This is a genomic window from Neobacillus niacini (genome assembly GCF_048572935.1).
Lineage (GTDB): Bacteria > Bacillota > Bacilli > Bacillales > Cytobacillaceae > Neobacillus > Neobacillus niacini.
In genome coordinates this window covers 2,105,931-2,127,050 of sequence record NZ_CP183883.1, presented here as the reverse complement: position 1 = coordinate 2,127,050, position 21,120 = coordinate 2,105,931, and the positions used below count along the sequence as shown (strand labels likewise).

General features: G+C 38.3%; 21 protein-coding genes and 1 riboswitch. Of the genes, 1 reads left to right on the top strand and 20 read right to left on the bottom strand.

All coding sequences use genetic code 11. The features are described from left to right. Positions 1-21: 21 nt before the first annotated feature. The 19 genes from ACN6MT_RS09955 to ACN6MT_RS09865 form a co-directional block, all read right to left on the bottom strand. Complete coding sequence (locus ACN6MT_RS09955; RefSeq protein ID WP_419955751.1) at positions 22-1,050, bottom strand: acyltransferase family protein; 1,029 nt, start codon at positions 1,048-1,050, stop codon at positions 22-24. A 173-nt stretch (positions 1,051-1,223) separates the two neighbouring features. Then, positions 1,224-2,621, bottom strand: coding sequence for a Fe-S cluster assembly protein SufB (gene sufB / locus ACN6MT_RS09950; protein ID WP_034673653.1), 1,398 nt, complete (start codon positions 2,619-2,621; stop codon positions 1,224-1,226). Positions 2,622-2,672: 51 nt separating this feature from the next. After that, a complete protein-coding gene (sufU, locus tag ACN6MT_RS09945) occupies positions 2,673-3,110 on the bottom strand; it encodes a Fe-S cluster assembly sulfur transfer protein SufU (RefSeq protein ID WP_034673656.1) in 438 nt (145 codons plus the stop codon). Next, positions 3,100-4,329, bottom strand: a complete 1,230-nt coding sequence (locus tag ACN6MT_RS09940) for a cysteine desulfurase (protein WP_419955750.1) — start codon at positions 4,327-4,329, stop codon at positions 3,100-3,102. The genes sufU and ACN6MT_RS09940 overlap by 11 nt, the downstream gene beginning before the upstream one ends. Then, the gene (gene sufD, locus ACN6MT_RS09935) at positions 4,329-5,639 is read right to left on the bottom strand and encodes a Fe-S cluster assembly protein SufD (protein WP_419955749.1); all 1,311 of its coding nucleotides are present in this window, start codon (positions 5,637-5,639) and stop codon (positions 4,329-4,331) included. The genes ACN6MT_RS09940 and sufD overlap by 1 nt, the downstream gene beginning before the upstream one ends. Positions 5,640-5,662: 23 nt before the next feature. After that, positions 5,663-6,448, bottom strand: coding sequence for a Fe-S cluster assembly ATPase SufC (sufC, locus tag ACN6MT_RS09930; protein WP_419955748.1), 786 nt, complete (start codon positions 6,446-6,448; stop codon positions 5,663-5,665). A 447-nt stretch (positions 6,449-6,895) separates the two neighbouring features. Next, a complete protein-coding gene (locus ACN6MT_RS09925) occupies positions 6,896-7,732 on the bottom strand; it encodes a MetQ/NlpA family ABC transporter substrate-binding protein (RefSeq protein WP_034673665.1) in 837 nt (278 codons plus the stop codon). A gap of 16 nt (positions 7,733-7,748) precedes the next feature. After that, positions 7,749-8,414, bottom strand: coding sequence for a methionine ABC transporter permease (locus ACN6MT_RS09920; RefSeq protein ID WP_419955747.1), 666 nt, complete (start codon positions 8,412-8,414; stop codon positions 7,749-7,751). Further along, on the bottom strand, positions 8,407-9,432 hold the full coding sequence (locus tag ACN6MT_RS09915) for a methionine ABC transporter ATP-binding protein (RefSeq protein ID WP_419955746.1): 1,026 nt from the start codon (positions 9,430-9,432) through the stop codon (positions 8,407-8,409). The genes ACN6MT_RS09920 and ACN6MT_RS09915 overlap by 8 nt, the downstream gene beginning before the upstream one ends. A 148-nt stretch (positions 9,433-9,580) precedes the next feature. Next, positions 9,581-9,685: riboswitch (SAM riboswitch) on the bottom strand. A gap of 123 nt (positions 9,686-9,808) precedes the next feature. Continuing rightward, a complete protein-coding gene (locus ACN6MT_RS09910; RefSeq protein ID WP_419955745.1) occupies positions 9,809-11,125 on the bottom strand; it encodes an O-acetylhomoserine aminocarboxypropyltransferase/cysteine synthase family protein in 1,317 nt (438 codons plus the stop codon). A gap of 18 nt (positions 11,126-11,143) precedes the next feature. Beyond that, the gene (locus ACN6MT_RS09905) at positions 11,144-11,503 is read right to left on the bottom strand and encodes a hypothetical protein (protein ID WP_034673672.1); all 360 of its coding nucleotides are present in this window, start codon (positions 11,501-11,503) and stop codon (positions 11,144-11,146) included. A 130-nt stretch (positions 11,504-11,633) separates the two neighbouring features. Then, positions 11,634-11,942, bottom strand: coding sequence for a thioredoxin family protein (locus tag ACN6MT_RS09900; protein ID WP_034673674.1), 309 nt, complete (start codon positions 11,940-11,942; stop codon positions 11,634-11,636). Between the two features lie 3 nt (positions 11,943-11,945). Next, positions 11,946-12,302: a toprim domain-containing protein gene (locus tag ACN6MT_RS09895; RefSeq protein WP_034673676.1), complete on the bottom strand. Its 357-nt coding sequence runs from the start codon at positions 12,300-12,302 to the stop codon at positions 11,946-11,948. Between the two features lie 129 nt (positions 12,303-12,431). After that, positions 12,432-12,671: a YusG family protein gene (locus ACN6MT_RS09890; protein WP_034673677.1), complete on the bottom strand. Its 240-nt coding sequence runs from the start codon at positions 12,669-12,671 to the stop codon at positions 12,432-12,434. Between the two features lie 112 nt (positions 12,672-12,783). Next, entirely contained in the window at positions 12,784-13,167 is a 384-nt protein-coding gene (gene gcvH / locus ACN6MT_RS09885) for a glycine cleavage system protein GcvH (RefSeq protein ID WP_034673679.1), read from the bottom strand. 74 nt (positions 13,168-13,241) lie between these two features. Further along, positions 13,242-13,598: an arsenate reductase family protein gene (locus ACN6MT_RS09880; RefSeq protein ID WP_034673682.1), complete on the bottom strand. Its 357-nt coding sequence runs from the start codon at positions 13,596-13,598 to the stop codon at positions 13,242-13,244. A 177-nt stretch (positions 13,599-13,775) separates the two neighbouring features. After that, positions 13,776-15,560, bottom strand: a complete 1,785-nt coding sequence (locus ACN6MT_RS09875; protein ID WP_419955744.1) for an acyl-CoA dehydrogenase family protein — start codon at positions 15,558-15,560, stop codon at positions 13,776-13,778. Positions 15,561-15,644: 84 nt separating this feature from the next. Continuing rightward, on the bottom strand, positions 15,645-16,820 hold the full coding sequence (locus tag ACN6MT_RS09870; protein ID WP_034673686.1) for an acetyl-CoA C-acetyltransferase: 1,176 nt from the start codon (positions 16,818-16,820) through the stop codon (positions 15,645-15,647). Between the two features lie 41 nt (positions 16,821-16,861). Then, positions 16,862-19,249: a 3-hydroxyacyl-CoA dehydrogenase NAD-binding domain-containing protein gene (locus ACN6MT_RS09865; RefSeq protein WP_419955743.1), complete on the bottom strand. Its 2,388-nt coding sequence runs from the start codon at positions 19,247-19,249 to the stop codon at positions 16,862-16,864. A 216-nt stretch (positions 19,250-19,465) separates the two neighbouring features. Here ACN6MT_RS09865 and ACN6MT_RS09860 point away from each other — a divergent pair, with 216 nt between their 5' ends. Then, positions 19,466-19,597: a YuzL family protein gene (locus ACN6MT_RS09860; RefSeq protein ID WP_082799668.1), complete on the top strand. Its 132-nt coding sequence runs from the start codon at positions 19,466-19,468 to the stop codon at positions 19,595-19,597. 75 nt (positions 19,598-19,672) lie between these two features. Here ACN6MT_RS09860 and glnA read toward each other — a convergent pair whose 3' ends face one another. Next, complete coding sequence (gene glnA, locus ACN6MT_RS09855; protein ID WP_419955742.1) at positions 19,673-21,037, bottom strand: type I glutamate--ammonia ligase; 1,365 nt, start codon at positions 21,035-21,037, stop codon at positions 19,673-19,675. Positions 21,038-21,120: the final 83 nt, after the last annotated feature.

Below are 21,120 nucleotides of genomic sequence, written 5' to 3'. Positions count from 1 at the left end.
ATAGCCTAATATAAAAAAGGGCTATTTTTTAAAGATATAGTTATATACGAGGAGTTTATGGTTGAATTTTTTTCCTAATAAAAATGGGAATAAATTATTCATTATATAGCTAACTGGAATTAATAATAGTATGGAAAAAATTGTAATAAACAAAGCTAAGATATTCGGGTGATTTTCTAAATTCAACCCTTCCCGAAAATGAGTATTGAATACATTAATTGCCAATGGCAAATGCAGGCACATGAGAATAAGTGTGTTTCTTCCCAAATAACTTAAAACAGGACTAAACGATAAAAACTGTGAAATATAAATTGTAAAAGAAATCGCCAATAATGCCCAAAGGATTCCACTTAAATAAATTTGGATATTAGGTGTTAAATGTAATATCTGCCATGCTCTTTCATAAACAGTTGAATCAAGAACGAACCAAATGTAGAGTATGGAGGGAACGACTAGTAAAAATGATTTCTTTAAATCCCTTTCAAGCCAATTTAAAATTCGGACAAAATATCCAATACCGAAAAAAACAAGATAGTATAAAGATTGGTCTAAACTCCATGGTAAAATATTTGTCCCTCTAGCTGCTCCCAATTGCCAATGCGATAAAAAACCGACAGGAATGACAACCATTAAAATTGCATACTTATTTTTTATTAACTTAACTAGATAATAAAATATTATTTCTATTAGAAATAATGAAGTTAAAAACCACAATGGGATGTTGTAGAAAATATAATTCCTTCTTGATTCTATAGTGGAATAAAAAAAGGAACCAATTTCAATTGGCATGCCTAAATAATGAGTGGTTAATAAGAAAGAAAGTATTGCAAAAAAAATATATGGAACCAATAAGGTTTTAACTTTAATTAATGAAAATTCCCTAAAACTGCCTTTAGTCGAAAATAAAAATCCTGATAAAAAGAAAAATAAAGGCATATGAAATGAATAAATATGAATACGAGGAGCATCTACTAAAGTGGTGTGTCCAATAATCACCAAAAATATACCAATACCCTTACATGTATCAATCCAAGTAATACGCTTAGACATAGCTAAATCCTCCAATGTGCAAAATACCCCTTATATTAACAAAATTCACTATATCATTCAATGGAAAAAACCCCCTGCTCAAGTAGCAGGGGGTACAATAATTCCCGTATTATCAGCATGAATTTCAAGCTTTATTAGGACTCTAATAAAGCATATCACTCATGATAAGAAGATTAACCGATAGAACCTTCCATCTCAAACTTGATTAGGCGGTTCATTTCGACTGCGTATTCCATTGGTAGTTCTTTTGTAAATGGCTCAATGAAGCCCATAACGATCATTTCAGTTGCTTCTTGTTCTGAGATACCACGGCTCATCAGGTAGAAGAGTTGTTCTTCAGATACTTTAGAAACCTTTGCTTCGTGCTCAAGTGAAATGTTGTCGTTAAGGATTTCGTTGTAAGGAATTGTGTCAGAAGTTGACTGATTATCCATTATCAACGTATCACATTCAATATTTGCACGAGCGCCATCCGCTTTACGACCAAAGTGAACAACACCACGGTAGGTTACTTTACCACCATGCTTTGAAATCGACTTTGAAACGATGGTTGATGAAGTGTTAGGAGCTAAGTGAATCATTTTTGCCCCTGCATCCTGGTGCTGGCCTTTACCTGCAATGGCAATTGATAAAGTCATACCACGTGCACCTTCACCTTTTAAAATAACAGCTGGGTATTTCATTGTTAATTTAGAACCGATGTTACCATCAATCCATTCCATTGTTGCATTTGCTTCACAAACAGCACGCTTGGTAACCAAGTTAAATACATTGTTCGCCCAGTTTTGAATGGTTGTGTAACGGCAATAAGCGTCCTTTTTAATGATAATCTCAACAACAGCACTATGAAGTGAGTTTGTAGTATAAACAGGAGCGGTACAGCCTTCTACATAATGAACATGTGCGCCTTCATCAACAATGATTAACGTACGCTCAAATTGTCCCATATTTTCAGAGTTAATACGGAAGTACGCCTGCAATGGAGTATCAACTTTCACACCTGGTGGTACATAGATAAATGAGCCGCCTGACCATACTGCTGAATTCAAGGCAGCAAATTTGTTATCTGTCGGCGGGATAACCTTTGCCCAGTGCTCACGGAAGATATCCTCATTCTCTCTAAGAGCAGAATCAGTGTCTTTAAAGACGATACCTAAATCCTCAAGTTCTTCCTTCATATTATGGTAAACAACTTCAGATTCATATTGAGCAGATACGCCTGCAAGGTACTTTTGTTCTGCTTCAGGAATCCCAAGTTTGTCAAATGTTGCTTTAATTTCTTCAGGGACTTCATCCCATGATTTTTCCGATTTCTCAGATGGTTTAACATAATAAGTGATTTCGTCAAAATTCAATGAACCTAAATCTCCGCCCCATTGAGGCATTGGCATGTTATAAAAATGTTCAAGTGATTTTAAACGGAAATCGAGCATCCATTGTGGTTCATTTTTAAGCTTTGATATTTCTTTAACAATATCACTTGTTAGACCACGTTTTGATCGGAATATGGAAACGTCCTTATCGGCAAAACCGTATTTATAATCACCGATTTCCGGCATTTTCTTCGCCATCGTCGTATTCCTCCATTTCATAACGAACTAGGGAAAGTTCCCTAGTTCGTTCTATTGTTGTTCCCCTTCATTCAACCCTTTTTCCATTGCCTTCCATGCAAGTGTGGCACATTTGATTCTGGCAGGGAATTTAGAGACACCCTGAAGTGCTTCGATATCACCTAGGTCAACTTCATCATCGTACTCTTTCCCCTGAATCATATCGGAAAAAATCTTTGAAAGCCTGATCGCTTCCTCTACTTTCTTGCCCTTAATGGCTTGTGTCATCATTGAGGCAGAGGACATGGATATAGAACAGCCTTCGCCTTCAAATCCTACATCCTTAACAATACCATCTTCCACTTTAAAAGTAAGTTGGATTCTGTCGCCACAAGTAGGGTTGTTCATATTGATGGTATGACTGCCATCCTCTAATAGACCACGGTTACGAGGTTTTTTATAGTGATCCATAATAACTTGACGGTAAAGTGCATCTAAATTAGAAGACATCGCTGAAATACTCCTTTGTTTTAACAAGTCCTTCAACAAGCTTATCAATATCGTCTTCAGTGTTATATAAATAAAAGCTTGCACGAGCAGTTGCTGAAGCCTTCAGCCATTTCATCAACGGCTGTGCGCAATGATGTCCGGCACGAACAGCAATTCCTTCTGCGTCGAGTACAGTCGCCACATCATGTGGATGTACATCCTCAATATTAAAGGTAACAAGACCTGCACGTTTAGCAGCGTCTAATGGTCCATAGATCGTCATTCCAGGTACAGAAGACATTTTATCTAACGCATAAGCAGCTAACTTATGCTCATGTTCTGCAATATTTTCTAAGCCAATTTCATTTAAAAAGTCAATCGCAGCTCCTAGACCGATTGCACCAGCAATGATCGGAGTACCAGCCTCAAACTTCCATGGGAGCTCTTTCCATGTAGATTCCTGTAAATGAACAAAATCAATCATTTCTCCACCGAATTCAATGGGTTCCATGTTTTCTAGCAAATGCTTTTTACCATAAAGAACGCCGATACCAGTTGGTGCGCACATCTTATGTCCTGAAAAAGCTAGAAAATCACAATCTAGATCTTGAACATCGATTTTCATATGCGGTGCACTTTGTGCCCCGTCAACTACCATAATCGCACCATTCTCATGAGCAATTTTGGCAATTTCTTTTACAGGATTAATAACACCAAGTACATTCGATACCTGCATAACAGAAACTACACGTGTATTAGCTGTCACCGTTGCTTTAACATCTTCAAGTGAAATCGTCCCGTCTTCTTGAAGGGGGATGTACTTTAACACTGCTCCTGTCCTTTTAGCGACCTGCTGCCAAGGAATGATATTGCTATGATGTTCCATATACGTAATAACAATCTCATCACCGGCAGTTAAATTGGCAGCTGCATAACTTTGTGCAACAGTGTTGATAGAAGTTGTGGTACCTCTAGTAAAAATAACTTCCTGGGTTGATTTTGCATTAATAAACTTACGAACCTTTTCCCTTGCTCCTTCATAGGCATCAGTTGCTCTAGTTCCAAGCGTGTGAACACCCCGATGAACATTGGAATTGATTTCTTTATAATATCTCTCCACTGTCTCTATAACCGTGATAGGCTTTTGAGATGTAGCAGAGCTATCAAGATAAACGAGTGGTTTTCCATTTACTTCCTGATCTAAAATAGGGAATTGACGACGAATATCAAGGACATTCATTATCGTACTTTCCTTTCAATTACAGCTGTTAATTGTTCCTTAACTCCCTCTATCGGCAGCTGGTTAACAACTGGAGCAAGGAAACCATGAATAACTAAACGTTCTGCTTCTTTTTTCGGAATACCGCGGCTCATTAGATAATAAAGTTGAACAGGGTCAACACGCCCTACTGAAGCTGCGTGACCAGCTGTTACATCATCCTCATCAATGAGAAGAATTGGATTTGCATCTCCACGAGCTTTTTCACTCAACATCAGCACACGAGATTCCTGTTCTGCATTGGATTTAGAAGCACCATGTAAGATATGACCAATTCCATTAAAAATAGAAGAAGCACTATCTTTCATGACACCATGTTTTAAAATATAACCTTCACTGTTTTTCCCATAGTGAACAACTTTTGTTGTAAAGTTTTGAATCTGTTCTCCACGTCCAACAACAACTGTTTTTGTATCACCATAGGCACCATCCCCAACTAAGTTGGTGGTGTTCTCAGAGATAGTATTTCCTTCATTCATTAATCCAAGTGCCCATTCAATTCGTGCATCTCTTCCCGCTGATCCACGACGGTTTACATATGTGGTGATCCCTTTTGCAAGAGTATCCACAGCACCATACTGAACTTTTGCACCCGCTTTTGCGATGACCTCTGTTACGATATTAAAGACACCATTAGCAGATTCTAAAGTTGACAGGTAATTTTCTACATACGTAACCGCACTATTATCATCAGCAACAACTAATACATGGTTTACAAGGTTTGCATCTGCAGAATCATGTAAATAAATTGAATGAATTGGTTCTTTAACTTCAACATTTTTAGGAATGTACAAGAATGCTCCACCATTCATTAATGCTGCATGGAGGGCAATCAAACGGTGTTCATCTGTTTTTACTGCTTCTGTTAACAAGTACTTTTGTACAAGACCGCTATGTTCACGAACTGCAGTAAAGATATCTGTAAAGATGACGCCTTGACCCTTTAATTCCTCGGTTAAAGAAATGTAAGCAGGGGTATGATTTCGTTGAATATAAAGATTTTTTGTTGTCGATTCGTCACCAATTAAAGCTTTTACTTCCTCTGGAAGCTCAGCCAGTGATGAAAAAGTTTCACTTTTTACTGTAGTTGTATCAAATTGAGTGAAATTCCACTTATCAATCTTGGTTTTATCCGGTCTTGGCATTGGAAGAGATTCACTCAATTCTAATGCTTTCACACGCAATTCTTCCATCCACGCAGGTTCGTTCAATTCTTTCGAAAAGGAACGAACAAAATCTTTATCAAATGATAAATTCGTTTCTGTTGTCATGATTATCCTCCTAACGCTAACTCTTACGCTTCTTGCCCAACTGTTTCATCTTCGATTCCGAGCTCTTGCTTGATCCAGTCATATCCTTCTGCTTCTAAGCGTTGTGCTAGTTCTGGTCCGCCTGATTTTACAACACGGCCCTGCATCATAACGTGCACATAGTCAGGAGTGATATAATTTAAAAGTCGTTGATAGTGAGTAATGACTAAACAGCCAAAACCTTCTCCGCGCATTTGATTAATACCTTTTGAAACAACCTTTAATGCATCGATATCTAATCCAGAGTCAATTTCATCTAAAATTGCGATTTTTGGCTCAAGCATCATTAATTGAAGGATTTCATTACGCTTTTTCTCTCCACCAGAAAATCCTTCATTTAGATAACGTTGTGCCATGTCGAGGTCCATCTCAAGGAATTCCATTTGCTTATCCATTTTACGAATGAACTTCATAAGTGAAATTTCATTTCCTTCGCCAAGACGGCTATTTAAAGCAGAACGTAAGAAATCAGCATTTGTTACACCGTTAATTTCGCTTGGATACTGCATAGCCAAAAATAGACCTGCGCGTGCGCGCTCATCTACTTCCATTTCAAGGACGTTCTGATCATCTAACATAATAGAACCGCTAGTTACTTCATATTTCGGATGACCCATGATAGCAGAAGATAAAGTGGATTTACCCGTACCATTTGGTCCCATGATTGCGTGAATTTCTCCACCTTTTATCTCGAGGTTTACACCTTTTAAAATTTCTTTCCCATCAATTTCTACATGTAAATCTTTGATCGTTAATGTTGACCCAGCCATATATATACCTCCGCAAAGATAGTTTTGTATCTTGTAGCCTAAAACACTAGCCCAAAATTCTATTCTCACTTTATTCTCATTACAATCTTATAACAAATAGAATCTGTTAGCAACTCATAAACAGTAATAACTTTATATGAAGGAAAAAGAAATTTTATTTTCACTCCATACATTCCAAATGAGAATTAGAATCAGACAAGATGTACTTGTAACATAATAATTCTAAACTGATTCATAATGTGAACGCTTTATGTAGTCACATACGAATAAAACTATAACGTATTTATCTCTATTTTGCCAAGACTTCGACATTATATTTGATACCTATTTTTACCTATCCCATTCGATTCATGTATATAATGTGATAGATAAAAGAAAACCAGTGAAACATCTTCACCGGTCTCCATCTATCTTCGTATCGTTTTTGACTAATTTTCAATCTAGAACTTATTCACCCGGTATTACAGCACCTTGGTACTTTTCTTCGAGGAATTTTTTAATTTCATCTGATTGCAGAACTTCTACGAGGGTTTTAATTTCCTCACGGTCTTTGTCCTCTGAGCGAACCACTACAAGGTTTGCTGGTACAACGTCATCGCCCTCAAATGCGATTCCGTACTTTCCAATGTCAATACCGCCTTCTAATGCGTAGTTCGTATTAATTACGACCGCATCTCCTTCACCACTTTCAAAAGAAGAAGCTAATAGTTTTGCTTCAATTAGAGTTGAGAAATCAAGCTCCTTGGGATTTTCAATAATATCCTCTACTCTTGCATTTGCTCCAACGCCTTCTTTAAGCTTAATTAATCCTTCTTTTTCAAAAATAGGTAAGATACGTCCATGGTCACTTAGTGAATCACTCATAATAATTTTTGCGCCTTTTGGAAGGTCATTAAGGTTTTTGTATTCCTTAGAATAAATACCGATCGGTTCCTTATGAACTCCGCCTACACTTACAAAATCAAAATCCTTATTTTCTTCCATTTGCAGTTCTAAATAGCCTGGTGTTTGAAAATAGTTTGCGTCGAGTTCTTTATCCCTTAACGCTACGTTTGGCAGGATATAATCTTGAAAAACTTGCACTTCTAGGTCAATCCCTTTTTCCTTTAATAAAGGTTTTGCCGCCTCTAACACTTCAGCGTGCGGTACAGCAGATGCACCCACAACTAATTTTTTGTTTCCATCTTCTCCTGCTTTATCAGCAGTATCGTCTTTAGCACCACCGCAAGCTGTTAGTGCAAGTGCTACTAACGCAATGATAATTAAACCAAATGCTTTTTTCATAATCTAACTCCTCCTGTTATCGTTTATCTGTTTTTTTTGTAAAATAATCCCCAATAAATTGGATGATAAAAACCAAAATTAAAATGGCAATTGTTGCAACTAACGTAACGAGCGGTCTATTGCGCTGAAAACCTTCTAGGTAGGCAAAATGACCAAGTCCCCCTGCTCCAATTACCCCAGCCATTGCGGTGAAACTTACTAACGAAATAGCAGTAACGGTTAGCCCTGATATTAAGGCAGGCAAAGATTCTGGAATTAATACTTTAAAAATAATCTGGCTATGTGTTGCTCCCATTGATTGTGAGGCTTCAATAACACCTTTATCGATTTCTCTAAGAGCAATTTCCACCATTCTAGCGTAAAAAGGTGCTGCTCCAATAATTAAGGCAGGAAGCGCCGCATTTGCACCCAGCATGGTTCCAACCAATAATTTAGTAAAAGGAATTAATAATACTATTAAGATAATGAACGGTATGGATCTAAAAATATTTACAAATCCAGCAATAAGAACATTTATACCTCTGTTTTCCCACAAATTACCTTTATCCGTTAGAAATAACAGCAGACCTAGTACTAATCCTAAAATAAATGTAATAAGGACTGAGATAGTAGTCATATAAAGGGTTTCACGAGTGGCTTCTAATAATTGAGTCCACTTTACCATTTCTGTAAAGTTAGCCATTACTAATCACCTCCACGCCGACTTGCTGGGAGCGAATGTAATCCACTGCCTTGCTAACCTCTTGTTCACTGCCATCAAGGTGGATAAAGAGAGTCCCATATGAACCACTTTGCGTTTGCGAAATTTTCCCCTGCAAAATATTGACTGTAACATTATTTTGACGGATTAAATTCGTGATTAACGGTTGCTCGACTGAATCGCCAATAAAGGATAATTGAACAACTTTACCTGATTGATAGCGTTCTAACAAATGTTCAGCTGTTTCTTTTGTTTCTTCAGGCTCGGTAACTTGTTGAACAAACCGTTTCGTAATCTGCTGTTGAGGGTTTTTAAATACCTCTAACACCTGTCCAAGCTCAACAATTCTACCACTTTCCATAACTGCGACCCGATGACATATTTTACGAATGACATGCATTTCATGAGTAATCAACACAATTGTTAATCCAAGCCTCTTATTGATATCTACCAATAAATCCAATATAGAGTCCGTGGTTTGAGGATCTAGGGCGGAAGTTGCTTCATCGCAAAGAAGTACTTTTGGATTGTTGGCCAGTGCCCGTGCAATTCCCACACGCTGTTTTTGACCTCCGCTTAGCTGGGAGGGGTAAGCATTTTCTCGGCCTTCAAGACCCACTAAATGAATCAACTCTTTTACTCTTTTTTGTCTTTCTGATCCGCCTACACCTGCTATTTCCAAAGGAAATGCGATATTCTCGCTAACTGTTCTTGACCAAAGCAAATTAAAATGCTGAAATATCATACTTATTTCTTGACGTGCTTTTCGAAGTTCACTGCCCTTGATTTTTGAAATAACACGGCCAGCAACGGTAACAGATCCTTCTGTCGGCAGCTCTAGTCCATTCAGCATTCGGATTAAGGTACTTTTTCCAGCGCCACTATATCCGATCACTCCAAAAATTTCTCCCTCTTTAACGTCTAAATTTACATCATCAACAGCTTTTAACTGTCCCTGTTTAGAAGGAAAAACTTTTCGGACATCTTTTATAGAAATCATTTCATCACCTACTTCTTATCCAATAAAATAATAATTGCAAAACGCTTCAGTATAGGGTTTGACTGTTTTTAGAAAAACATTCTTATATTAGAAAAATTAAAAAGCCTTTCTGCAATAGGCAGAAAGGCATTATAAATAAAAGACCTTTCTCCCATCTTCCAAAGCATTCGCTTTGTGTGAATTGGCACCATTTCAATAAATTGACGGTTGCCGGGCTTCATCGGGCACATCCCTCCACCTCTCTTGATAAGAGTATATCATTCAGTATTTAATTAATACGTTCATGTATTAAAGCAATCATTTTAGTACAAAAATTATCTTAACATGGATAAAAAAAGGTGTCAACGGAATTTTCTACAAATTTCGATAATACTTATTAAGCTTTTGCCTTTAAAGAAGCAACACCCGTAGCCTTCTCAATCGCTGCTTCCAGGTCTTCAATTAGGTCCTCTACATTTTCAATGCCTATAGAGAGTCGAATTAAGTCCTCAGAAACTCCTGCAGCCTTTAGTCCTTCTGCATCCAACTGTTGATGAGTGGTGCTAGCTGGATGGATAATTAAGCTCTTTGCATCACCTACATTCGCTACGTGCGCAAATAGTGTAATAGAGTCAATTAATTTTGCTCCTGCTTCTCTTCCACCTTTTATTCCAAATACAATCATAGAACCTGCGCCTTTTGGCAGATACTTATTTGCCAAATCTTGATCTGGATGAGAATTGTGCCCTGGATATGATACCCATTCTACCGCGGGATGATTAACTAAATATTCAACAACTTCTTTCGTATTGGCAATATGTTCTTTCATCCGTACGTGAAGTGTTTCAAGACCCAAGGTGAATTGAAATGCATTTTGCGGGCTTAATGCAGGTCCAAGGTCACGTAATAACTGTACGCGTGCTTTAACGATATACGCTGCAGCACCAAGTGCTTCCGCATATACGAAGTCATGATAACTTGGGTCAGGAGTAGTAAAACCGGGGAATTTCGGAGAATTCCAGTCAAACCTACCTCCATCAACAATAATTCCGCCTGTTGTTGTTCCATTACCCAAAAGCCATTTTGTTGCAGAATGAATAACAATATCAGCACCATATTCTATCGGTCTGCAAAGGTAAGGCGTAGCAAAAGTGTTATCAATAATTAATGGAACTCCTGCTTCATGGGCAATTTCAGCTACTTTTTCAATATCAAGAATTCTTAAAGACGGATTACCAATCGTCTCGCCAAACACAGCTTTTGTTTTATCCGTGATAGCCGCACGGAAATTTTCTGGATCTTCGGGATCTACAAACTTTACCTTTATTCCATATTTCGGAAGAGTAACGGCAAATAGGTTGTAGGTTCCACCATATAAATTAGAAGCTGAAACAATTTCATCTCCTGCTTCAGCAATATTTAAAATTGCCAAGGTAATGGCAGCCATTCCGCTTGCAACTGCTAGGGCGCCAACTCCACCTTCAAGTAAGGCAACTCTTTCTTCAAAAACCGTTGTAGTCGGGTTGTGGATCCGAGTATAAATATATCCGCTCTCTTTCAACGCAAAAAGATTTGCAGCATGTTCAGTATTTTTAAATTGATAGGCATTATTTTGGTAAATAGGTACAGCTCGTGCACCTGTTACTGGATCTGGAGCTAACCCTCCATGAACACTCAATGTTTCGAAACGATAATTCTTTTGATTTTCCCCCATACTAACACTCCTTCATTTTTATGAAATAAATTTTTTATAGCGCTCCTCTGGTTTGGTTAAATAAAAGATTGATTCGAGAAGTAAAATGGTACGAAATGGAGCTCTAACTTTTAGCTGTCCGTTGTTAATAAGAATTCTTAATTTCTCTTTTCCTTCAAGCAGGCCATAAATGGACTCACGTTGACCGCTGATTTCGTATGTAACAGCCCTACTGTTATAATCAATGAATAAAGTAACCTCTCCCTCATGAAAAACGAGGAAGTTTTCTTGACCATCACATACCAACTTTATTTTTAGCCCATCTAATTTTTCTATTAACTTGAGAACGTGACCGCGTTTCTTGATAGCAGAAATGAAAATCTGTATCATTTCCTCCATTTTTCATCACTCCGATTAACACTCCATTCTGTTATATATTCAAGTAAACAGGCTCGGATTCCTTTACAATCTCATCGACAAATTTCTACTTTAAATGACAATTAAAAAAACAGACGCGTCAGCATCTGTTTTATAGTAACAACTGTTTAATTTTCTCATATAGGAAAGGAACCGAGTTGAATGCATAAATCATTTCAACCAATTCTCCATTCTTAATAAAAAGCAGACAGGGAACACTTTCAATTTGAAACTTATCTGCCAGCTGCGGATAAAAGTTCAGATTCATTTTCCCTATTTTTACATCAACCATATTTTCAATAACTTGAAGCATTCTCGACGCTACCTGACAAGTACCGCATAAAGGCGTATAGAAGTATATAAGTCCAGATGAATGACTATTTAAGAATGATGATATTTCATCTAGGTTCCAATCGTTCATTTTTTAACCCATTTCTAAAAATTCAGAATGAACATCGATATTTGCACCTAAAAGGACTGTGGCAAGATGGTACACTGGTGCAGTTGCTACTTCACGGTACATTCTGTCTATATAAATATGTTCAGCTTGTGGGAATTCCCTTTTTAATTGCTTGCGAAGCTTTTCGCCTGCATCATCCGCGTCCACTAGGATATAAACCTCTTTATCCTCGAGTGTATCAATTAACTCATCCAATTTTGTCATACTGATTGTTCCATTGGTACAGACAATCTCCATCGGTTCCTTCAGGATACTCTTTACCTTTTTCTTATCTGATTTTCCTTCAACAATCAGAACTTTATCACCATACGTGTCATTCATCATTCATCACCTATACGAAAGAGAATTATTTGTTTGATGTTAACATATTCAACAAATTTAATTACGTGTGAATATATTAACTATACCATGATTGTTTATTTGATAATAGGTGTTTGCTTAGGATTATGCTTAACACCATCCACCATCATCACAATCTGTATATTTTGCGTCCGGCTGTTCCGTAACGGTTACATTTTGGTAAATTTTTCGCTGTTCTACTTGAAATTGTTGATCTAACTGAAAAGTCATATCCCCTGGTAACTGTATTTTACCGATGGACGTGTTATCAAGAAATAATTCCATTTCACCGTTTTTCATTTTTCCAACTACTCTATCTGTCACATCAACCTTTTGCTGTTTCAATGTCATTCCAAGAGCTCCTTTATTTAAAGTTTATTATAGTATCTCCTGGTTTTAGAATATACAAGGTGCGAATTTTTCCCATAAAAAAAACACCTTGCGTAACAAGGTGTTCCGAAAATTAGTCTTCTTTAATCATCGCTTCATATTGTTCTGCTGTCATAAGTTTTTCCATTTCACTGCTATCAGAAGGCTCAACGACAATCATCCATGCCTTTTCATATGGAGATTCATTTACAAATTCAGGGCTGTCACTTAAATCTTCGTTAACGGCAACAACCTTTCCGCTTACCGGTGCATATAATTCCGAAACTGTCTTAACGGATTCCACGCTGCCAAATGGCTCATCAGCAGTTACTTCGTCGCCCACTTCAGGAAGTTCAACGAAAACAATGTCTCCTAATTCAGATTGAGCAAAGTGGGTGATACCCACTCGAACTGTTTCTCCTTCAACTTTTACCCATTCATGTTCTTCAGAATAACGCAATTCCTTTGGTGTAGTCATTAAAAATCCCTCCATTATTTTCTAATATCGTTTATCGATATTGATTGGTACTACCCTAATTACTTTTTTTGTGTTTACAGCCACATTTTCTCATACTCATCTTCTTTAAAGCCAACAGTCACTTTTTCTCCATCCGTTACTAATGGTCTTTTGATTAACATCCCATCTGAGGCTAACAGATCTAGCAGCTCATCTTCAGAAGCAGTGGGTATTTTATCCTTAATACCCAGTTCACGATACTTTTGCCCGCTTGTATTAAAGAACTTCTTTAACTCAAGGTTGCTCTTTTCGTAGATATCCTGAAGTTCAGCGCGAGATGGTGGAGTTTCAACAATATGTATTTCTTTGTAAGATAAATGATGTGCATCTAACCATTTCTTTGCATTTCGACATGTCCCACATTTTGGATACCAATAAAAAGTAAGCGACAACGGTCCACCCTCCTCTAAAACATTCATGACATATATCGTCACTTTGATAGTAACATAACGGGATTAAAAGTAAAAACGCTTCAGTTTAAATTTTCGACTAATTCTGCAAAAATCCTGCCTATCATATAGAAAAACTTTAGGCTCCCGTAAAGTCACTGGGAGCCTAAAGCTGGTCAATTAAACGATATAGCGTTCTGCTTCAATCAGAACATCCGCTGCTTCACGTTTCTTACCGATAACATTGATTGGCGTATGGCGAGTTAACTTACGAAGTGCTGATACGAGCATGCGAAGGGTATCTCCTTGTTCAGTTGCAACTAATGTTTCTTTCGCATGCTGCTCAATTTCATTGAAAGCTTCTTGGCAGAAAATTTGTGTATAAAGAAGCTTTTGTTTATTTTTCTCAAGACCAGTCTTGGCTATTGCTTTTTCGGTTCTTAACAGTGCAGATTCCATTGCATAAGCATTAGAAACAATATCTGCAATATTAGATAAGATTTCTTGCTCTTTCTCTAGAGCCTTACCAAATTTTTGAGCAGCTAACCCAGCAGCCAGCAAGCCAATTTTCTTCGCATTGCTTACTAAATGTTTCTCTTGTGCAAGTGGCTCATCACCCGGCTCTTCAGGCATTAACATCATGATTTCTTCTTGAAGCGTCATGGCTTTTTGGAATAATGGAAGTTCTCCTTTAAACGCCTTCTTAATATAGGTGCCGGGCACTAGTAGACGGTTAATTTCATTTGTACCTTCGAAAATACGATTAATACGTGAATCACGGTATGCTCTTTCGATGGTATACTCTTGCATGAAGCCATATCCGCCATGAATTTGGACACCTTCATCAACAACATAATCTAAAACTTCACTACAGAAGAATTTATTAACAGAGCATTCAATCGCATATTCAGCGATAGAATTTGCTACTAATTTAATGTCTTTCTGCTCTTCTGTTGTAAGCTTTCCTTGATTATCTTCATAAAGCCCAATAGTACGGTAAACAGAGCTTTCTGCAGCATAGATCTTAGAAGCCATCGTACCAAATTTTTCTTTGGTCAAATTGAATTGGGAGATCGGTGTGTTAAATTGTTTACGGCCATTTGCATATTTAACAGCCAGCTCAAATGCATTTTTAGAACCGCCGACACCTCCAACAGCTAATTTATAGCGCCCGATGTTTAAGATATTAAACGCGATGACATGCCCTTTTCCATATTCCCCTAATAGGTTTTCAACAGGAACAGGTACATCTTCTAGAATAAGGGTACGTGTTGAGGAGCTCTTAATACCCATTTTCTTTTCTTCCGCCCCTGTAGAAACGCCAGGGAAATCTCTTTCAACAATAAATGCAGTAAAGTGTTCACCATCAATTTTTGTATAGACAACAAATACATCCGCAAAACCAGCATTGGTAATCCATTGCTTTTCACCGTTAAGAATATAATGGGTACCTTCTGCATTTAATTTTGCCGTTGTTCTAGCACCAAGAGCGTCTGAACCTGAACCTGGCTCCGTTAACGCGTATGCTGCAATCTTTTCACCTGAAGCAAGGGCTGGTAAATATTTTTTCTTCTGCTCTTCGTTACCGAATAGAACGATTGGCAATGAGCCGATACCGACATGCGCTCCATATGATAATGAAAAGCCGCCAGCCTTTGACATTTTTTCCGTTACAAGTGATGAGGTTACTTTATCTAGACCTAGCCCGTCATACTCTTCAGGAACATCTGCTGCTAAAAGCCCTAGATCACCAGCTTGCTTTAAAAGTTTTACAGTGCGATCAAATTCGTGGTTTTCGAGATGCTCTAACTGTGGAAGGACTTCCTTTTCAATGAAGTCTTCTGCTGTTTTCGCAATCATTAATTGCTCTTCGTTAAAATCCTCAGGTGTTAATATGCGGTCATAGGAAATATCATCTATTAAAAAGCTTCCGCCCTTAATAATTTTTTCTGTTTGTTGTGCCATTATTGTTCCCCCCTAAATTTTTAGCCGTAATTTCCGCTCCAATTAATGTGGTCCTTATATCACCAATAAATTTTTAACGTTTTATTATAAAAGTTCAAACACTCCTGCTGCGCCCATTCCGCCGCCGATACACATGGTTACTACCCCAAATTGCTGCTGTCGACGTTTTAACTCATGGATAAGGGTTAAAGTGAGTTTTGCTCCTGTACATCCTAACGGATGACCTAAGGCGATGGCGCCTCCATTTACGTTGACTTTTTCTTCATCTAACCCAAGCTCACGAATAACTTGAAGGGACTGTGATGCGAATGCTTCGTTTAATTCAAACAGGTTAATATCAGACATTTCTAATCCAGCTAATTTCACTGCTTTAGGTACTGCCACCACAGGACCTACTCCCATAATTTCTGGCGGTACGCCTCCAACGGCAAATGATCTAAATTTAGCTAATGGCTTTAATCCCAGTGATTCGGCTTTTTCACGGTCCATGATCATTAAGGCCGCAGCCCCGTCACTTGTTTGCGAAGCATTCCCTGCCGTAACAGAACCTGTTACTGAGAATGCCGGACGAAGCTTCGATAACGATTGCACGTTTGTATCTGGACGGACTCCTTCATCTTGTGAAAACTTGAGAGTTCTTTCCGTCAGCTTATTGTCTTTTCCAACTGAACGAATGGTAACATCTACAGGGACGATTTCATCAGCAAATTTTCCTTCTTGTAGGGCTTTTGCCGCTTTCTGATGACTGCGAACTGCAAAAGCGTCCTGGTCCTCACGAGAAATACCATATTTCTTGGCGACTTCTTCTGCTGTATGACCCATTCCCATATAATATTGTGGAGCAGTTTCAGCTAATTTGACGTTTGGACGTACCACATGTCCTGCCATTGGAATTAGACTCATGGATTCTGCTCCACCTGCAATTGCAGTATCGGTATGTCCAAGCATAATTCCCTGAGCCGCATAAGCAATTGCCTGCAGTCCAGATGAACAAAAACGATTAATCGTAATCGCCGGTACAGTGTGTGGCAGACCCGCTAAAGCACCAATATTACGAGCCATGTTATTCCCTTGCTCCGCTTCCGGCATTGCACAGCCAAAGACTAAATCATCAATATTCCCTTCATAATTTCCAGCACGCTTTAGTGTTTCTTGTACAACCAATGCTCCCAAATCATCAGGGCGAACATGGGCAAGCGTTCCTTTCTTCGCTTTACCAACCGGGGTCCGAGCCCCTGCTACGATTACCGCTTCTCTCATTTCGTTCCCTCTCTTTCCTCTTATATTTGCAATCTATTATTTTAGTTTCTTAAAGGCTTTCCTTTTACGAGCATGTGCTGCATACGCTGTTGTGTTTTACCTTCTCTTATTAAACTTAAGAATGCCTCTCTTTCTAAATCCAACAAATATTGCTCATCTACTTCTGTTCCGTAAGGTACTTTTCCACCAGCAATCACATAGGCAACTTTTTTTGCAATCTTCAAATCATGTTCTGAAATATATCCAGATAAAAACATAGATTGTGCTCCTAATAAAAGGGTCGCATAACCTGTCTCTCCGGCAACCGGTACCTTTTTGCGTGCTTTTTGTACATAACCCTGTTCATGTAATGCAAGAACGACCTGCTTTGCGTCATACAATTGGTGATCTCCGTTTACACTAATGCCATCAGCTATTCCTAAGAAATTATTTTCACGTGCTTCTGCACCAGAAGTTGATACTTTTGCCATAGCGATGGTTTCAAACACTTTAATAGCAACGGCTTGAAGATCAAATGGAACACCATTTGGCAAACCTTCTAAATGTTTAATATACAGTTCTTTGTTTCCGCCGCCGCCAGGAAGCAGTCCCACACCCACTTCAACAAGTCCCATATAGGTTTCAGCAGACGCTTGAATGTGCGCTGCAGGTAAACAAACTTCGGCACCACCGCCAAGTGTCATTGCAAAAGGTGCTGCTACAACTGGTTTTGCGCTGTATTTTACCTTCATCATTGCATTCTGGAACTGACGGACTACCATTTCAAGTTCATAGATATTGTCATCCTGTGCTTCCATCAACATCATCGCGAGATTTGCGCCGACACAGAAGTTTTTACCCTGATTGCCAATTACAAGTCCTTTATAGTTTTTCTCTACTTCGTCAATCGCAAAGTTAATCATCTGAATAATATCAAGACCAATTGCGTTATTCTGGGAATGGAATTCAAGGAGGGCCACACCATCACCTAAATCGATTAAGCTGGCACCACCATTCTTTTTAATAACACCTTTTTGTTTCTTTACTTTTTTCAAGTCAATTGCTTTAGGATTACTTTCCACTAGACGGTATTCACCATTATTAAAGAAGAAGTGTTCGCCATTTTCCTCTATATAGAATGATGTATGCCCCTTAGCAAGCATTTCTGTTACCCAAGCAGGAATTTCCAATCCATTTTCCTTCATCTTTTCGACTGATTTTTCTACTCCAATTGCATCCCAAGTTTCAAAAGGACCCATTTCCCAGCCAAAGCCCCATTTCATCGCCCGATCAATGTCGACCACCGTGTCGGCAATTTCTCCTAAAAGCTGTGCAGAGTATACTAGAACGGGACTAAAGATGTTCCACAGTAATTCACCCGCGCGATCATTCGCATATACAAGCGCTTTCAATTTATTCGCAGTGCCTTTTTCCTGTTTGCTCATTTCGGTTGCTGCAGTTGAAAGCTTTTTACGAGGAATATATTCTAATGTACCAGGGTCAAGTTCAAGAATTTCTTTCCCTTTTTTCAAGAAGAAGCCTTGGCCAGATTTACTTCCGAGCCATCCTTTCTCAAGCATTGTTTTCATAAATGCAGGGACTCCAAATACTTCCTTTTCTTTACCAGATACTTTTTCATGAACATTTCCCGCTACATGTGCAAATGTATCTAAACCGACAACATCTAGCGTACGGAAGGTTGCACTTGAAGGACGGCCGACTAATGGACCGGTTACAGAATCAACTTCCCCTACACTGTAACCCCCTTTTAACATTTCTTGGACAGTGATAAGGAGACCATAGGTTCCAATGCGGTTGGCAATAAAGTTTGGTGTATCTTTTGCCAAAACAACACCTTTTCCTAAAACATCTTCACCAAATATTTTCATGAATGAAATGACTTCTTCGCTAGTATATTGTGTAGGAATCACTTCAAGTAATTTTAAGTATCTTGGCGGGTTAAAGAAGTGGGTGCCAAGGAAATGCTTTTTAAAATCCTCTGACCTTCCTTCTGCCATTGCTTCAACAGATATTCCCGATGTATTGGAGCTGATAATGCTTCCAGGTTTTCTGTATTGGTCCACTTTTTCAAATACTTGTTTCTTAACATTTAAATTCTCAACAACAACCTCGATTACCCAGTCCACATCTTTTAATTGAACTAGGTCATCTTCTAAATTCCCCGCTTCGATGAGTGCCAAATTCTTTTTGGAAGCTAGAGGAGCTGGTTTTTGCTTTAATAATTTTTGGATTGATTGGCTGCTTATGCGATTACGGACCTGTTTATCTTCTAACGTCAACCCTTTTGCTATTTCGTCGTCCGTTAACTCCCGAGGTACAATATCCAATAATAAAGTTGGTATACCGATATTTGCTAGATGGGCAGCAATCCCCGATCCCATGACTCCGGAACCTAAAACAGCTGCTTTTTTAATTAGATGGTTCAACATTGTCTCCCCCTTCACAACTTTGAATGAATACTCATTCATTTTTTAGTCAAAAAAAATTCACATTTGAATGAGTTCTGCTATCTACTACTATAGAATATTTCAAAAATTTGCGCAATAAATAAAAGCGGAAAAAACTAAATTTTTTATAAAATAATTTTCCTATCCTTTCTACATAAAAAATTCGAATTGGGCATCCTAAAAACGAGGTGATAATTCATGGGTAAAATGAAGAAAAACCCATCCAAAGCAGGCGTAAGCGCTGCTAGCGTTCAAGGGAACGCAGGTCCTGGCGGGGAACGGTCACAAAAAGACAAAGTGAACAGCCAAAATAACCAGTTTAAACGATAAGAACCCCCTTGAGATAACTTGCTGAGAAATGTAAAAAGCAGGCTGCATGTATTCAGCCTGCTTAAATACGTTATATTAGAACTTAGCTTGGTAGTTCTCAATTTCCCACGCATGAACAGCTGTGCGATAACTATCCCATTCTGCTTTCTTCGCAGAAACAAACTCATCATAAACATGGTTTCCTAATGTATTACGTCCAATCTCTCCATTTTCAAGTTCCTTCACCGCTGCAGCTAAACTGCCAGGAAGGCTTTCAATACCCAATTCTCCACGACGCTCTTCGTTCATATGGAAAATATCTTCATTAATTGGGAAAGGCACTTCTAATCCTTTCTCAATTCCATCTAATCCAGCAGAGGCAATTACAGCAAAGGTTAAGTATGGGTTTGCTGATGGATCAGGACATCTAAGTTCGACACGTGTAGCCATCCCTTTTTTTGCCGGAATTCGAATCAATGCGGAACGGTTTGAAGCGCTCCATGCAATATAACAAGGCGCCTCATATCCAGGCACTAAACGCTTATAAGAGTTTACAAGCGGATTTGTGATAGCCGTAAAACTTTTTACATTTTCGAGTAGTCCTGCAATAAATTGATAAGCCTCATTTGATAGTTGCAAATCATCAGCCGGATCAAAGAAGACATTTTCATTTCCTTTAAAGAAAGACATGTTGACATGCATCCCAGAACCATTTATCCCAAATACCGGTTTAGGCATAAACGTTGCATGCAGTCCATATTTCTTTGCAATTGTTTTTACAACCCACTTATATGTAGTAGAAGAATCTGCTGCACCTAGAGCATCAGCATACTTAAAGTTAATTTCGTGCTGGCCCTCAGCAACTTCATGGTGAGATGCTTCAATGATGAAACCCATCGCCTTTAACGCACGGTAAATTTCTAACCGAACACGCTCTCCTAGATCTTTAGGTGAAGGTTCAAAATATCCAGCCTTGTCACTAAGTTCCTGTGTTGGATATCCATTTTCGTCCGTTTTAAATAGGAAAAATTCAAGCTCAGGACCTACTGAAATGGTGTATCCTTTATCCGCAGCACGTTCCACTGTTTTCTTTAAAACATTTCTTGTGTCACCTTCAAACCATGATCCATCAGGATTTTTAACGGAACATAGAAAACGTGCTTCAGAATATCCCTCTTCGACTGTCCATGGTAAAACGGAGAATGTTGTTAAGTCTGGCTGTAAATATAAATCAGATTTATTAATCGGTGAAAATCCTTTTATTGAGGAGCCATCAAACATCATTTTTCCTTCAACTACATCTTCCAATTGCTCACTTGTTACGGTTACGTGCTTCAAGATTCCTTCTATATCTACAAACTGTAAGTGAAGAAGTTCAACATTCTTTTTCTCTATTTCTTCTTTTATTTGCTCGATAATTACAGATTGATTTTCTACATTTGAAAGAATAGCTTCTGTCATGTTATTTTTCCTCCCGTTTTCATGTCACTTTACCTAACATTGAATTTATTATATTGCGGATTTTAAATTTTGACAACAATTTT